Source organism: Pandoraea cepalis (genome assembly GCF_902459665.1).
GTDB lineage: Bacteria > Pseudomonadota > Gammaproteobacteria > Burkholderiales > Burkholderiaceae > Pandoraea > Pandoraea cepalis.
The window spans coordinates 255353-269615 of sequence record NZ_CABPSL010000002.1 but is presented as its reverse complement, the minus strand read 5'-3'; the positions used below and the strand labels follow the sequence as shown (position 1 = coordinate 269615).

At 63.9% G+C, this 14263-nt stretch carries 14 protein-coding genes; 7 read left to right on the top strand and 7 right to left on the bottom strand.

Annotated elements, in window-relative coordinates; translation table 11 throughout:
• Positions 1-59 precede the first annotated feature (59 nt).
• Positions 60-1313, bottom strand: a complete 1254-nt coding sequence (locus PCE31106_RS05685; protein WP_150562656.1) for an MdtA/MuxA family multidrug efflux RND transporter periplasmic adaptor subunit — start codon at positions 1311-1313, stop codon at positions 60-62.
• A gap of 628 nt (positions 1314-1941) precedes the next feature.
• Here PCE31106_RS05685 and PCE31106_RS05680 point away from each other — a divergent pair.
• Positions 1942-2661, top strand: coding sequence for a response regulator (locus PCE31106_RS05680; RefSeq protein WP_017232825.1), 720 nt, complete (start codon positions 1942-1944; stop codon positions 2659-2661).
• 121 nt (positions 2662-2782) lie between these two features.
• Complete coding sequence (locus tag PCE31106_RS05675) at positions 2783-4057, top strand: ATP-binding protein (RefSeq protein ID WP_150562655.1); 1275 nt, start codon at positions 2783-2785, stop codon at positions 4055-4057.
• A 285-nt stretch (positions 4058-4342) separates the two neighbouring features.
• Here PCE31106_RS05675 and PCE31106_RS05670 read toward each other — a convergent pair whose 3' ends face one another.
• The gene (locus PCE31106_RS05670; protein ID WP_017232823.1) at positions 4343-4633 is read right to left on the bottom strand and encodes an H-NS histone family protein; all 291 of its coding nucleotides are present in this window, start codon (positions 4631-4633) and stop codon (positions 4343-4345) included.
• A gap of 774 nt (positions 4634-5407) precedes the next feature.
• Here PCE31106_RS05670 and PCE31106_RS05665 point away from each other — a divergent pair.
• Together PCE31106_RS05665 and PCE31106_RS05660 are read left to right on the top strand one after the other, a co-directional pair.
• A complete protein-coding gene (locus tag PCE31106_RS05665; RefSeq protein WP_174974974.1) occupies positions 5408-6016 on the top strand; it encodes a GNAT family N-acetyltransferase in 609 nt (202 codons plus the stop codon).
• 124 nt (positions 6017-6140) lie between these two features.
• Positions 6141-7475 carry an MFS transporter gene (locus PCE31106_RS05660; RefSeq protein WP_254440932.1) on the top strand — a complete coding sequence of 445 codons (1335 nt, stop codon included), beginning with the start codon at positions 6141-6143 and terminating at the stop codon, positions 7473-7475.
• A 10-nt stretch (positions 7476-7485) separates the two neighbouring features.
• Here the strand turns inward: PCE31106_RS05660 and PCE31106_RS05655 are convergent, their stop codons facing one another.
• The 3 genes from PCE31106_RS05655 to PCE31106_RS05645 are packed head-to-tail and all read right to left on the bottom strand — an operon-like array spanning position 7486 to position 8737.
• Complete coding sequence (locus PCE31106_RS05655) at positions 7486-7908, bottom strand: DUF6691 family protein (protein WP_017232819.1); 423 nt, start codon at positions 7906-7908, stop codon at positions 7486-7488.
• On the bottom strand, positions 7905-8351 hold the full coding sequence (locus PCE31106_RS05650) for a YeeE/YedE family protein (protein WP_150562653.1): 447 nt from the start codon (positions 8349-8351) through the stop codon (positions 7905-7907). Before PCE31106_RS05650 ends, PCE31106_RS05655 begins: the two co-directional genes overlap by 4 nt.
• Positions 8352-8374: 23 nt before the next feature.
• Positions 8375-8737 (bottom strand): ArsR/SmtB family transcription factor, encoded by a 363-nt coding sequence (locus PCE31106_RS05645; protein WP_150562652.1) that lies wholly within the window; start codon positions 8735-8737, stop codon positions 8375-8377.
• 109 nt (positions 8738-8846) lie between these two features.
• Between PCE31106_RS05645 and PCE31106_RS05640 the strand changes: the two genes are divergently transcribed.
• Positions 8847-9716, top strand: coding sequence for an MBL fold metallo-hydrolase (locus PCE31106_RS05640; RefSeq protein WP_150562651.1), 870 nt, complete (start codon positions 8847-8849; stop codon positions 9714-9716).
• On the opposite strand, the gene PCE31106_RS05635 is transcribed toward PCE31106_RS05640, so the two are convergent.
• A complete protein-coding gene (locus PCE31106_RS05635) occupies positions 9703-10590 on the bottom strand; it encodes a LysR family transcriptional regulator (RefSeq protein WP_254440924.1) in 888 nt (295 codons plus the stop codon). The genes PCE31106_RS05640 and PCE31106_RS05635 overlap by 14 nt on opposite strands.
• Before the next feature lie 129 nt (positions 10591-10719).
• Between PCE31106_RS05635 and PCE31106_RS05630 the strand changes: the two genes are divergently transcribed.
• Together PCE31106_RS05630 and PCE31106_RS05625 are read left to right on the top strand one after the other, a co-directional pair.
• Complete coding sequence (locus PCE31106_RS05630) at positions 10720-11121, top strand: tautomerase family protein (RefSeq protein WP_017232814.1); 402 nt, start codon at positions 10720-10722, stop codon at positions 11119-11121.
• 209 nt (positions 11122-11330) lie between these two features.
• Entirely contained in the window at positions 11331-11735 is a 405-nt protein-coding gene (locus PCE31106_RS05625; RefSeq protein WP_150562649.1) for a YXWGXW repeat-containing protein, read from the top strand.
• 141 nt (positions 11736-11876) lie between these two features.
• Here PCE31106_RS05625 and PCE31106_RS05620 read toward each other — a convergent pair whose 3' ends face one another.
• Positions 11877-14165, bottom strand: coding sequence for an NADP-dependent malic enzyme (locus PCE31106_RS05620; RefSeq protein WP_017232812.1), 2289 nt, complete (start codon positions 14163-14165; stop codon positions 11877-11879).
• Positions 14166-14263 lie beyond the last annotated feature (98 nt).

The following is a 14263-nucleotide window of genomic DNA, read 5'->3' as shown; positions in this document are numbered from 1 at the left end:
GGGCCGAGCGTGGGCGGGGCGTGGACGCACGATGCCGTGCGGCGTCACGCGAGACCGCCCTATTGCGCCGGACGGCGATGACCGCCGTTGCGCTTGTCCCCCGGCGCGGGCGGCGCAACGGCCGCCGCACGGCTCACGGCCGTGATCACCTCGACCTTGGCGCCGTCGCGCAGCTTGTCCATGCCGTCGATCACGAGCTTCTCGCCCGGCGCGATGCCAGACTCCACCGCGACGTTGGTGCCATCGGTCGGTCCGAGCTTCACGGTCTTGAGCTTGACCGTCTGATCCGGCTGTACCGTGTAGACGAAGCTGCCCTGCGTGCCGCGCTGTACCGCGGCGCTCGGAATCAGCGTGGCGCCCTTGAGCGTGTCGACGAGCATTTTCACGTTGACGAACTGGTTCGGAAACAACAAGCCGTCGCGATTGGCGAATTCGGCCTTGAGCTTGACGGTGCCGGTTGTCGTGTCGATCTGGTTGTCGATGGAGGCGAGCCTGCCGGTGGCCAGCTTCACCTTGCCGGCGCGGTCGAAGGCTTCCACGGGCAGCGTCTCCCCGTCTCGCGAGCGTTTGAGGACCTTCGACAGGTTGTCCTCGGGAATCGTGTAGACGACGGTAATCGGCGTCACCTCGTTGATGATGACGATGCCGTTGGTGTCCGACGCGTGAATGATGTTGCCCGGATCGACCTGGCGCAGCCCCGCGAGCCCCGACACCGGCGCGATCACGCTGGCATAGTTCAGTTGCAGGCGGGCGTTGCCGAGCTGCCCCTCGTCGGATTTGACGGTTCCTTCGTACTGCTTGACGAGCGCACGTTGAGTGTCCACCGTCTGCGCGGCGATCGAATCCTGCTTGAGCAGTGTCTCGTAACGGGCGAGGTCGAGTTGCGCATTCTTGAGCAACGCCTGGTCGCGGGCGAGTTGGCCCTCCATCTGGGTGACCTGTACCTGGAACGCACGCGGATCGATTTCGGCGAGCAACTGGCCTTCCTTGACGATGTCGCCTTCCTTGAAGTGCACCTTCATGAGCTGTCCGTCGACACGCGAATGCACGGTCACACTGCGCGTGGGCGTGACGGTGCCCAGCCCGTTGAGGAAGACCGGCAGGTCGCCCGTCTTCGCCTCGACCGCCGTCACCGGCGTGGCGGGCGCACCCGCGCCGGCCACGCCGCCCGGCGCTGCGCCGCGACGCCCGCCCGCTTGAGCCGGACCTTGCGCACTTTGGGAATGCACGCGGTAATAAACACCCCCGGCGATGAGCACAACGATCAGTCCGATCACGCCGGGCACGAGCCAGCGGCGCGTACGCGAAGCCACAGGGGCTGGCCCGGTGTCGCGTTGCGTGCCAGCAGTGGGGGGTGCGGGCCGATCAGAACCGTTCGGTGGTTCGGAACCGTGGGGACCGTGCTCGGTCATGACTTCCTCATTACAGCGCAGTGGTAGGTGGATTCGTCCCGTATGGACGATGGTCTTGCGATCGGGTGCCGCGGCGCAGCAAAGCGTCCGTCAACCCCGGGGGCCTTGCCTCACGCCAGATCCGGCCAATCAGCATAGCAGACCGTTGTCAAAGCCCGATAGGACGGCTGATTACACCCGCTTTCCCCAAGGGGAATCGCGCTTGGCGCGGCAAAGGAAAGACCGGCCGCGCGCGCGATGGTTCGCATGACAGCGTTGGCACCGCGCGTCGCGATGCGCTGCATTGCCTTGTCGCAGCGCTCTCGCAACGCGAGACGTACGACGGGGTGTGCGGAACCGGCCACCGGCAGGGTGGCTTGCCGGTTAGATCGAACCTTATGCGATGGGGGCGAATTTCGTGTATCACCGGCGCTGGCTCTATTATTACGCAACGTTACGGGTGACCAATGCTGTAATGTCTGGAAACAATACCCGCGTCAAGGCGCGCGGGGAGGCCACTATCATGACAACACTCCCTGTCCGAACGAATATGAAGATTCTTGTTGTCGACGACGATCCCGATCTGCGTGATCTGCTGCGCGAATACCTGAGCCGCCACGGCTTCTCGGTGGCGGTGATGCATGACGGCGACGGATTGGCCGCACGCCTGGAGCGTGAGCGTCCGTCGCTGATCGTGCTCGACCTGATGATGCCCAAGGTCGATGGCCTCACCGCCCTGCGGGACCTGCGCGCGCGCAACGACGATGTGCCGGTGATCCTGCTCACCGCGCGCAGCGACGAGATCGACCGCATCGTCGGACTGGAAATCGGTGCCGACGACTATCTCGGCAAGCCGTTCAGTCCGCGCGAGCTGCTCGCCCGGATCAATGCCGTGTTGCGCCGTCGCAAACAGCCCGATGCCGCGGTGCCCGAGCAGCGCGAGAACTATACATTCGGCCCGTTCGTGCTCGACTTCCGCAGCCGCACGCTCACCCGCGATGCGCAGTTGCTCACGCTCTCGGACGGCGAATACGGCTTGTTGCGCCTGCTGGTAAACCACGCAATGCAGGTGCTCTCGCGCGAACGCATCATCGAACTGCTCTACGGCGCGGACAGCGATGTCAACGATCGCGGCATCGATGTGCAGATCTGGCGCCTGCGCCGTCTGCTCGACGAAGACGCGCAGAGCCCGCGCTTCATCCAGACCGTGCGCGGGCGCGGTTACATCTTCGTTCCCGACGGTCAACGCGCCGACATGGCCACCGGTTGATGGCCCGGCGCCGGACACAACGCTGCGTCGTCGCCCTGTTCGACGACGTCACCTCCCCGTCTGACAAGGACGCCGGCATGCAGCCGATACTGCTTACCCCAGCCCACAGGCAGAGCCCTGCATGAAAGGCCGTTTCGACACTTTATTTGGCCGGCTCGCGCTACTCATCATCGCAGCGCTGGTCATCAGCCATTTCTCGTATCTCACGATCCTGCGCAGCGATCACGATGAGACGCGCGTGCAAAATGCCGCTGAGCAAATGGCCTTCATCATCAAGGCGGCGGCCGAAGTGCACGACGGCAGCTCGACGCTCACATTGCCGGATCTCGTGCAGGTCGTGCCGGTCTCGTTCGCGCATGGCGACGTCTTCGAGGCCGCCAGCAAGACCGCCCGCCTGACGACCGAACTCGCCCGGCGCCTGCCCGCGGGCACGCAGTTGCGCGTGGAGCGCACGCCACCGCCTCGCATCTGGGCCCGCCTGCCGGGCCGCGATTACTGGATCGCCACGCCGGTGCTGTCCGTGCGTAACCCGCCGGGCACGGCCATGATTTTGCCGGGTCTGGCCGCAGTCCTCGGCATTACCGTCATCTTTGCGTTGTTCGCGGCGTGGCAATTGCAGCGGCCGGTGCGGGACATGGCCGCCGCCGCCGAGCAACTCGCCACCCATCGCATTCGCACCCAGGTCAAGGAGCGCGGCCCGTTGGAGTTGCGTCAACTGACCGAGCGCTTCAATCGCATGAGCCACGACATCGTGCAAACCGACCGGGAGCGCAACACCATGCTTGCCGGCATTGCCCACGATCTGAAAACGCCGCTTGCACGGTTGCGTCTGCGTGCCGAAATGCTCGACGACGCCCAGATGAGCGAGGGCATTACACGCGACGCCGAATCGATGACCCGCATCGTCGATCAGTTCCTGCTGTTTGCCCGGGGCATCGAAATGGAAAGTGCGACGTCGCCGGTCGAAGCCCGCATTCCCGCACTGGTCGCCCCGTTCCTCGATCAAGGTTATGCCATCGAACTGGATCTTCAGGCCGGTCCGGGCTTCAAGCTCAGACAGACCTATCTCGAGCGCATCGTGAACAACCTGCTCGATAACGCGGTGACGTACGGACAGGCGCCGCTCGCGATTCGCACGTCACACGACGCGAGCGGATGGCGTCTCGTGATCGAAGACAGCGGTCCGGGCATTGCCAATGAAGACATCAATCGCATCGTGCGGCCGTTCGTCCGGCTTGATCCGGCTCGCGGCGGCAATGCGCATTGCGGGCTCGGCCTCGCCATTGTCGATAAGCTCACCCAGCAACTGGGCGGACGCGTGTCGTTCAGCAATCGGCCCACCGGCGGCTTGCAGGTCACGCTGATGTTTCCGCGGGAGAATCCGGGCTCGGAATAAGCGAACTCTGCGTACGACGCGTGCCGGATACACGGCACACACCATAAAAAACCCGCCGTCGGTGTACGAACGGCGGGTTTTGTCCTTTACGGCACGGCATCACATCAAGCCACAGCCAGACGATCCGGGTTGGGGGCAATGCGACGACTGGATGGCTGCGCTAGTGCGCACAGGGACACGGCGGCCAACGCTCGCCGCCGCGGACGTGACCGCGGCGCAGCGATGGTGGCTCCCCGCCCCCCCTGACATGTGACCGGCAGTACCGGTTCGGATTGGGTCAGCGAATTACTTGATCAGGAATTTCTCTTTGTTCTTGCCGACCCACTTCGGGGCGCGGCCACGGCCTGACCACGTTTCACCCGTGGCCGGATTCATATACTTCGGCGCAATCTGGGCGCGCGCGGCACGGCGACGGCCATCGGTTGCGACAAGCCCCAGATCCTTGGCGGACAGTTCATATTCCTGAATCTTCTGTTTGACTTCAGCGATGACCTGAGCGACTTCACGGGCCCGAGCCTCTTCGATTTGCTTTTCAATCTTTTCGCGCTGCGCGACGAGTTCTTTATAGCTTGCCATCTGGCCTGTCCTTGGGTTGTTAAAATGGATCGCCACTTAAAATAGCACGAGTTTTAATAATTTGAAAACCGCATTTCCAGAGAATGAGTCTGGAAACGCCAAAATCGCATTGAATCGTCCGATCGATGCTTCCAACAATGCACAGAATCGGGGCGCGATTCCCGGAATATCATCAAATCGGCCTCGTCGATATCGAGGCATTAGCGTGCCCCATTGCCGGTAATCGCAAAAGCATTCCCGCCATCGTGCGATGTGGACGCGAGGCGGCATGATAAGTTCACACTTTCCCCTGCAAGTTTTCGTAAGGCTTTTTTGCCGGGCCATGTTTGGCGCCGACGACGCAGATGGCATCATTGCGCGATGCCTCGAGCAATAGGTGCTCCCCAAACATTCAATCGCTATCCGATCGTTCCGTGATCCGAAAGACTTCACTCATTCGGATTATTCGCATCCCAGCGCCGTAATTCACGGATAACCCGACTGGCGCCCGGATCCATGCGATTCGCCGGACGTCGTCTCGGGCGTGCCATTGGTGTCACTCTCGATTGTCGAATCGTAGCCATCAAACGCGTGCGTCGATGCCATCTCCCGAGTCGATCGCATTTTCGTACAATAGAACCGTCGGGCCTGACGCTACTGCGCGTCACGGTTCGTATGGCAATATTGACGGGCACGAACACAATGTTCGCGCAGATCGAATTAAGTCAATCCAGAATTGTCACAATCGGCGATTTGCCATTCGGATTCGGGCGAATTCAACGGAATTTTGAGCGCATGAGCACGTCGACGCTGGCTGAGGATTCGCATTCGCCGTTCGGTACCCCCGCGCGCGCGCTCACTACCGAGCGCACGGTCTTGCGTCAGTGGCGACCGGAGGATTTGCCACTTTTCGCCGCGCTCAATGCCGATCGAGATGTCATGCGCCACTTTCCGACGACACTCGACCGGACCCAGAGCGACGCCGTCGCGCACCGGCTGGCCCAACATATCGAGACGCATGGCTATGGTCCCTGGGTGCTGGAAATCCCAGGCGTGACGCCGTTCGCGGGGTTCGTCGGCCTGATGCGCGTGGGTTTCGACGCCCCTTTCGCGCCGGCCGTGGAGATCGGCTGGCGGCTGGCGCGTGCCTGGTGGTCGAAAGGGTACGCGACCGAGGCGGCCCTCGCCGCCGCATATTTCGCGTTCGAAACGCTCGGCCTCGACGCGCTGGTGTCGTTCACCGTTCCCGCGAACGTTCGCTCACGCGCGGTCATGGAGCGCATCGGCATGCGCCATTGCCCCGATGAAGACTTTCTGCATCCGCTGATTCCGGCCGGCCACCGGATGCGCCGTCACGTGCTGTACCGGCTCAACGCCGACGAATTGGCGGCCAACCAGCGCTAGGCGTCGCCTCGGCGATTGAAGCAGTCGCTTAAATCGTGGGACAATCCGAGTCTTTGCGCCAGCCATTCCCCCCATTGTGTCGCGCGCCGTCATCATTCCGCTCATCATCGCTTGCGCCCTGTTCATGGAGAACATCGACGCCACGGTGATCACCACCTCGCTGCCCGCCATGGCGCGAGATCTTCATCAAGACCCGATTTCACTGAAGATGGCGCTCACCGCCTACGTGGTCGGGCTCGGCATCTTCATTCCGATCTGCGGCTGGGTCTCCGATCGCTTTGGCGCGCGCAACGTCTTCCGCACCGCGATCGGCATCTTCATGGCCGGCTCGATGCTCTGCGCGCTGTCGTTTTCGCTGCCGACGTTCGTGTTCGCCCGCTTTCTGCAGGGCGTGGGCGGCGCGATGATGGTGCCGGTCGGCCGTCTGGTCATCTTTCGCGCGGTGCCCAAGCACGATCTGGTCAAGGCCATCGGTTACCTGACGATGCCAGCGCTGCTCGGACCGGTCATCGGCCCGCCATTGGGCGGCGCGATCACGGCCTATCTGCACTGGCGCTGGATCTTCTTCGTCAACATTCCGGTGAGCCTGCTCGGCATCTACCTCGCGGGCAAATACATCGACAACGAGCGCGGCGGCGACGCCGGACGCCTCGACACGCTAGGCTTCGTCCTCTCCGCACTCGGCAGCGGCCTGCTCATGCTCGGGCTGGCCATGATCGGTGAGCCCCACATCGACGGCAGCGTCGTCGTCACCCTGTGCGCCGTGGGGGCCCTCTTTGTCTATGCCTACTGGCGCCATGCCAATCGTGTGCAAGCGCCTCTGCTCGACCTCAGGTTGCTGCGCATCCCGACGTTCCACGCCAGTGTCGTCGGCGGATCGCTCTTTCGCATCGGGTTGGGGGCCGTGCCGTTTCTGCTGCCGTTGGCGCTGCAGGAGGGGCTGCATATGGATCCGTTCGAATCCGGCATGATTACCTGCGCGTCGGCGTTCGGGGCGATTTTCATGAAGGCGATTGCACAGCGCGTGCTCGCGCGATTCGGTTTTCGCCGCGTGCTGATCGTCAATGCGGCGTTGGCCGGTCTGGCGCTGTCGTCTTACGGATTCTTCTCGCATGACACGCCGGTGATCGTGATGCTTGCCGTCGTGGCGTTCGGCGGCTTCTTCCCATCGCTGCAGTTCACTTGCCTCAATTCGATCGTGTACGCCGACATTGCCAGCGCCGACGCCAGCCGAGCCACGAGTCTTGCGAGCGTGGTTCAGCAGTTGTCGCTGGGGCTGGGCGTGACGATTTCGGGAATGGTGCTGCAGGCGAGCAGCCGGCTGGCCGGCCACGAACACCTGACCACCCGCGATTTCCTGCCGGCGTTCCTCGTGATCGGCCTGTTCTCCTGGCTATCGATTCCGGTCACCCGCCAACTGGCTGCCGACGCGGGCACGGAGTTGGCGAGAAAACACTGAGCCGCGCGCGTTACTTCGCGTCGGCCCGTGTCATGACCGCGTGCAGCGCCATGCCGGCGATCATGGCGACGACGAACAGCAGTCCCTTGCCCGAACCCGCGCCAAGCAGCACCAGCGCAGGTCCCGGGCAAATCCCCGCGATTCCCCAGCCGACACCGAACGTCAGCGCCCCGAGCACCAACCGTTTGTCCAAACCTTTCGCCCCCGGCCAGGCACGCGGCTCGCCCGTCCAGGCCAGTGCCTGCGAGCGTGCCAGCCGGAACCCGACCAGCCCCACCGCGATGGCCCCGCCCATCACGAACGCCAGCGACGGATCCCACCGGCCGGCCAAATCGAGAAAGCCCAGCACTTTCGCCGGATTCGCCATCCCGGCAAGTATCAGCCCCAGCCCGAAGACGAGCCCGCCAATGAACGCAAAAAGCAGCTTCTTCATGCCGCACCTCCCAGATTGAGTACGTGGCGCACGACGAACACGGTCAGGAAACCCATCGCCATGAAACACAGCGTGGCGACGAGCGAGCGCCACGACAGCCGCGACAAGCCGCACACGCCGTGGCCGCTCGTACAGCCCGACCCGAGTCGCGTGCCGAAGCCGACCAGCACACCCGCCGCCACGAGCATCGCGGCACTGGCGTCGATCTGCGCCGCGGGCACGACGGCCACGGCGCGGTACGCCCAAGGGGCCGCCATCAACCCGACGACGAAGGCGATGCGCCAGCCCACATCGCCGGCGCGAGGACGCAACAGGCCTCCGGCAATGCCGGAGATGCCTGCAATGCGCCCGGTCGCCAGCATCAGCCAGACGGCGGCAAGGCCAATGAGCAAACCGCCGGCCAACGCGGTCCATGGGGTGAAGTGAAGGGTATCGAGGGTCATGTGCGGAGCGTCCCGTCAATTAATCAGAATTTCGGACAAAACTGGTCGTAGAGGCATGCCAGTAAGGCAAGCACTGCGCCATCGGCGACCGAATAGTAGATACGTTTGCCGTCACGCCGGGTCGTCACCAGCGACTCGGTACGCAGCACGGCGAGCTGCTGGGAGAGTGTCGGTTGCCGAATGTCGAGCTGCGCCTCCAGTTCCCCCACAGACAGTTCGCCCTGTGTGAGCTGGCACAGGATCAGCAGACGGTCTTCGTTGGCCAGCGCACGCAGCAGCGCGGTGGCATCGCACGCGGCGGCGCGCAACCGTGCGACATCCAGCGGCGCGGTGTCCGCGGAGGCCGTGGCCCGGTCGACAGGGGATAGCGCAGTCACATTTGGCATGGCAGGATCGAACCATTCAGAGCATTGCGGCGCGGTGAGAGGTCACGTCGCCATAAACATTATACTAGACTATAATATATCAATTAATAAATTAATGCAGGAGCCGATCATGCCAGCCACGCCCGCCAACATCGAAGCCTTCTTCGACACCACCACCTCCACGGTGACCTATGTGGTGTTCGATGCGCCGGGCTCACGCGCGGCCATCATCGATCCGGTGCTCGACTACGACCCCAAGGCCGGCCGAACGCATACGGAATCGGCTGAGCGCGTGCTCGACTTCGTGGCCGCACACAAGCTCACGGTCGACTGGATTCTTGAGACGCATGCGCACGCCGATCACCTGTCCGCAGCGCACTGGCTCAAGGAACGCGTCGGCGGACGCATTGCCATCGGCGCGCACATCCGGGAGGTGCAGCACGTCTTCAAGACGCTGTTCCATCTGGGCGCCGACGTGCCGCCAGACGGCTCGCAATTCGACCATTTGTTCGAAGACGGCGAGACGTTCGCCATTGGCGCGCTGCAGGCCGAAGCGATGTTCGTCCCCGGCCATACGCCGGCGGACATGGCCTATCGCGTGGGCGACGCCGTATTTGTCGGCGACACCCTCTTCATGCCCGATGTCGGCACGGCACGCTGCGACTTCCCCGGCGGCAATGCCCACACGCTCTTCCGCTCGATCCGCCGCCTGCTGGCGCTGCCGGCGTCGACGCGTCTGTTCATGTGCCACGACTACCCGCCCGCCGGACGCGCGGCGAACTGGCAAACGACCGTGGACGAGCAACGGCGCGCCAACATCCACGTGCACGACGGCATCGAAGAGCACACCTTCGTCGCCATGCGTGAGGCCCGCGACAAGACGCTCGAGATGCCGACGCTGATTCTACCCGCCGTACAGGTCAACATCCGTGCAGGCGACATGCCAGCGCCGGAAGCCAACGGCACGCGCTATCTGAAGATTCCCCTCAACGCGCTGTGAGCTGCTCGGCCAACGCATCGCGCGCGTGCGTGACCCACTCAGGCTCGCCGCGGCGCGCGGGAAGCAAATGAAATTCGGCGTCCGGTAGCGCGGGCAGGCGCCGCCCGGGCATCAACGTTTCGATACGCGCAAGCGACGGCCCCGACGCCGACGCATTCAGGCACGCCACCCCGAGCCCCGCGCTCAACGCTAATTGCAGCCCCGCCACGCCCGAGGCCACGTGCGCAATCGTGTAGGGCACACGGTGGTCGTCAAGCCATTGCGTGGTGAAGCGATGCAGCGCACAGCTATCGGGCAGCACCAGCAGCGGTAGCGGCGCGCCGGCCGCCAGAACGAGGTCCGGCGATGCCACCCACTCGAGCGACTCGCGCCCCAGCGTGCGCGTGCCGGCCACCGCCTCGCGAGCGAGCGCCTTGCCGAGCACGCGCATCGACAGACCGATGTCGAAGTCGCCCGTGTCATAGCCCGCCTCGATCTCCCCGCTTTTCAGAATCGTGACGTGAATGCGCAGCGACGGATACGCCATGCCGAGATGCCGCAGCATGCGCGCGACTTCGGCCGGACGGAAGTAGTCTGTGATCGCCAGCCGCAATTCGCCGGCGAGGGAAAATCCGCGCACGTCATGCCACGCCCGTTCGGACTGCGCGAGCAACTGCCGCGCGTGTCCGAGCAGCCGCTCGCCCGCCGGCGTCGCGCTTACGCCAAATTTGCCGCGCGTGAACAACGTCACGCCGATGCGCACTTCGAGCTTGCGAATCTGCTCGCTCACTGACGACTGCGACAGGAACACGCGCGGCGCGGCGGCCGACAGACTGCCCGCCTCGGCCACCGCCACGAAGGTGCGCAACTGATCGAAATCGAAACCGGGCGTCATGCATTCATCCATTGACAAAAACGATGGATCAAATCGTAAATTCCCGCTTTTCCGATGTCAATCCTCTCCCTAGACTGAGGGCGTTGTCTTCACATCACTCAGCACCGCTTAATCTTTGGGAGCCGCACCATGCCGCACATCGTTCTGCAACTCTCGGGCACGCCCGACGACGCCCTCACCCGCAACGCCGTTCGCGCGGTCTCGCAACTGACCGTCGACACGCTGCACAAGGCGCCGGAGGTCATCGCCGTGACCGTCGACTATATTCCGCACACGCGCTGGTTCATCGGCGGCGCGCCGCTCTCGGAGCAAGGAAAAAACGCCTTCCATCTGGACATCAGCGTGACCGACGAGACGAACACGAAAGCGGAGAAGGCGCAATTCATTGCTCAGGTGTTCGAAACGTTGTCGGGCCTGCTCGGCAACGTGCACGAGTGCTCGTACATCCACGTGATCGATGCGCGCGGCGCGGCCTATGGTTACGGCGGACGCACGCAGGAATATCGTCATCAGCACGCGTCGAAGTCGTGACGCCTCGGCGCTCACATTGACTGGCGGGGCGCTCCCGAGCGTCTGCGAGGCAATGCAAAGCTCCGGCTTGCGCTACGTCATGTCAGGCCGCGTTTCGACAAACAAAACGAAACAATTCCAACACTTTTTTACGACTATTCGCTTCGCGGTAGACGCGGCTCCTCGTACGATGAAGACGTACCCAAAAATCGAACTCAAAGGGAGCCATCATGAAAAAACTGACGCTGACCGTTGCCCTTGTTGCCGCCGCGCTCGGGGGCATTGCCACCGCCCCGGCCCATGCACAGGTGGGCGTGTCCATCAACATCGGCGCGCCGCCGGCGCCGCGCTATGAGCCGATTCCGCCGCCGCGCGTCGGATATGTTTGGGCGCCGGGTTTCTGGGACTGGGACGGCCATCGCCATGAGTGGCGCGGCGGTCACTGGGAACGTGACCGTCCGGGCTACGCGTATCGCGCGCCGGCCTGGCATCAAGGCCCGAACGGCTGGGCACTGAGTCGCGGCGGCTGGGATCGCGGTGATCGCGGCCGGGGACCGGATCGTCGTGACGACCACGATCATGGCCGCGGCCATGGCCACGACGGCCGAGATCACGGCCGCGACCACCGCAACTGATTCGGGCCGCGAGGCTTGAAAACGAAAAAAGCCCCGGCGTGGCCGGCAGCGCATCGGATCGATACGTCTGCCGGACCGGCCGGGGCCGTGACGGGTGTCACACCCAGGAAATTCTCCCCAAGCGTGCCCCCCGTGTAGTCATCAGTCGCGATTGGCTTGAATAACGGTCAGCGCCGTCATGTTGATGATGCGTCGCACGGTGGAGCTCGACGTCAGCACGTTGACCGGTGCTCCGACACCCAACAGGAACGGTCCTACCGCCACGTTGCTGCCCGCGCCCGTCTTGAGCAGGTTGTAGGCAATGTTGCCCGAATCGACGTTCGGGCACACCAGCAGGTTCGCCGCGCCCTTCAACCGCGACTGCGGCAGAATGCGGCTGCGCAGACCTTCATCGAGCGCGCAGTCGCCGTGCATTTCGCCGTCGATCTCCAACTCCGGCGCCTGCGCCTTGACCATCTCCAGTACTCGACGCATCTTCGTTCCCGACGCGGCGCTGCCCGAGCCGAAATTCGAACGCGAGAGCAGCGCGACCTTCGGGTTCAGGTTCAACCATGACATCTGCTTGGCGGCGGCCATCGTGAACTCGGCGATCTGCTCGGCCGTCGGGTCATCGTTGACGTGCGTGTCCACGAGCGCCACGGTGCGCTTGTCGAGCAGCAGGATGTTCATCGCCGCGTAAGTATTCGCGCCCGGCTGCTTGCCGATGACTTCGTCGACGAAGCGCAGGTGGTCGTGATACGCGCCCACGGTGCCGCAGATCATACCGTCGGCATCGCCCAGGCGCACCATCATCGCGCCGATCAGCGTGAGACGGCGGCGCATCTCGACACGCGCCATTTCCTTCGTGATGCCGTCACGGCAACGCAGCTCCCAGTAGTTGGTCCAGTACTGGTGGAAACGCTCGTCGTAGTACGGATTGGTCACCTCGACATCCTCGCCCAGACGCAGGCGCAGGCCGAACTTCTCGATGCGCGCGAGCAGCACTTCCGGGCGGCCCACCAGGATCGGACGCGCCAGCTTTTCGTCGACGATCACCTGCACGGCACGCAGCACGCGCTCTTCCTCGCCTTCCGCGAACACGATGCGCGACTTGCCGCCGTCGCGCACGAGTTGCTTGGCCGCCGAGAAGATCGGCTTCATGAACGCGCCCGAGTGATACACGAACTGTTGCAACTGGTCGGCATATGCGTCGAAGTCGGCGATCGGGCGCGTGGCCACGCCATCTTCCATGGCGGCGCGCGCCACGGCCGGCGCAATGCGCACGATCAGACGCGAATCGAACGGCTTCGGAATCAGGTACTCCGGCCCGAACGACAGGTCATACGCGCCGTAGGCGGTTGCCACGGAGTCGTTCGGCTCTTCCTGGGCCAGCGCGGCAATCGCGTGCACGGCGGCGATTTCCATGTTGCGCGTAATCGTGGTCGCCCCCACGTCGAGCGCGCCGCGGAAGATATACGGGAAGCACAGCACGTTGTTGACCTGGTTCGGGAAGTCCGAACGGCCGGTGGCGAGCACCACGTCGTCGCGCGCGGCGCGCGCTTCTTCCGGGAAGATTTCCGGCGTCGGGTTGGCGAGCGCCAGAATCAGCGGACGCGCCGCCATCGTCCCGAGCATTGCCGGCTTGAGCACGCCGCCAGCGGACAGTCCGATGAACACGTCGGCGCCCTCGATCACTTCCGCGAGCGTGCGCTTGTCGGTCGGCTGCGCGAAGCGCGCTTTGTCCGGGTCCATGCCCACCGTGCGGCCTTCGTAGACCACGCCGTCGATGTCGGTTGCCCAGACATTCTCGACGGGCAGGCCCAGATCGACCATCAGGTCCAGGCAGGCAAGCGCGGCGGCGCCGGCGCCCGAGGTCACGACCTTGACTTCGCGGATGTCCTTGCCTACGACCTTCAAGCCGTTGATGAACGCGGCGCAAACGGTGATGGCGGTGCCGTGCTGATCGTCGTGGAAGACGGGGATCTTCATCCGTTCACGCAGCTTGCGCTCAACGGTGAAGCACTCCGGGGCCTTGATGTCTTCGAGGTTGATACCGCCGAAAGTGGCTTCGAGACTCGCGATGATCTCGACCAGCTTGTCCGGGTCGCTCTCGGTGATTTCGATGTCGAACACATCGATGCCGGCGAATTTCTTGAAGAGGACGGCCTTGCCTTCCATCACCGGCTTGGAGGCGAGCGCGCCGATGTTGCCAAGACCCAGCACGGCTGTGCCGTTCGTGATCACGCCGACCAGATTGCCGCGACCGGTGTATTTGAACGACTGCGCGGGATCGGCGGCAATTTCCTGGCACGGGATGGCGACGCCCGGGGTGTAGGCGAGCGCCAGATCGCGCTGCGTGACGAGCGGCTTGCTGGCCGTCACGGAAATCTTGCCCGGGGTCGGGAACTGGTGATATTCCAGGGCGGCCTGGTGATCGTTACTTTGGCTCATGGGGGTGTCGTCCTCGGTCGATGTCTCGGCTCTGCCTTGCGCCGCGGACCATTCTGGAGACGGTTACCGACCTGGCGCATCAGAGGTGAGGCCATTCT

Bases quoted from the DNA above. Each gene is read 5' to 3' on its own strand.
- PCE31106_RS05680 (WP_017232825.1), top strand. From the start codon at position 1,942: ATGAAGATTCTTGTTGTCGACGACGATCCCGATCTGCGTGATCTGCTG.
- PCE31106_RS05675 (WP_150562655.1), top strand. From the start codon at position 2,783: ATGAAAGGCCGTTTCGACACTTTATTTGGCCGGCTCGCGCTACTCATC.
- PCE31106_RS05670 (WP_017232823.1), bottom strand. From the start codon at position 4,633: ATGGCAAGCTATAAAGAACTCGTCGCGCAGCGCGAAAAGATTGAAAAG.
- PCE31106_RS05665 (WP_174974974.1), top strand. From the start codon at position 5,408: ATGAGCACGTCGACGCTGGCTGAGGATTCGCATTCGCCGTTCGGTACC.
- PCE31106_RS05660 (WP_254440932.1), top strand. From the start codon at position 6,141: ATGGAGAACATCGACGCCACGGTGATCACCACCTCGCTGCCCGCCATG.
- PCE31106_RS05655 (WP_017232819.1), bottom strand. From the start codon at position 7,908: ATGAAGAAGCTGCTTTTTGCGTTCATTGGCGGGCTCGTCTTCGGGCTG.
- PCE31106_RS05650 (WP_150562653.1), bottom strand. From the start codon at position 8,351: ATGACCCTCGATACCCTTCACTTCACCCCATGGACCGCGTTGGCCGGC.
- PCE31106_RS05645 (WP_150562652.1), bottom strand. From the start codon at position 8,737: ATGCCAAATGTGACTGCGCTATCCCCTGTCGACCGGGCCACGGCCTCC.
- PCE31106_RS05640 (WP_150562651.1), top strand. From the start codon at position 8,847: ATGCCAGCCACGCCCGCCAACATCGAAGCCTTCTTCGACACCACCACC.
- PCE31106_RS05635 (WP_254440924.1), bottom strand. From the start codon at position 10,590: ATGACGCCCGGTTTCGATTTCGATCAGTTGCGCACCTTCGTGGCGGTG.
- PCE31106_RS05630 (WP_017232814.1), top strand. From the start codon at position 10,720: ATGCCGCACATCGTTCTGCAACTCTCGGGCACGCCCGACGACGCCCTC.
- PCE31106_RS05625 (WP_150562649.1), top strand. From the start codon at position 11,331: ATGAAAAAACTGACGCTGACCGTTGCCCTTGTTGCCGCCGCGCTCGGG.
- PCE31106_RS05620 (WP_017232812.1), bottom strand. From the start codon at position 14,165: ATGAGCCAAAGTAACGATCACCAGGCCGCCCTGGAATATCACCAGTTC.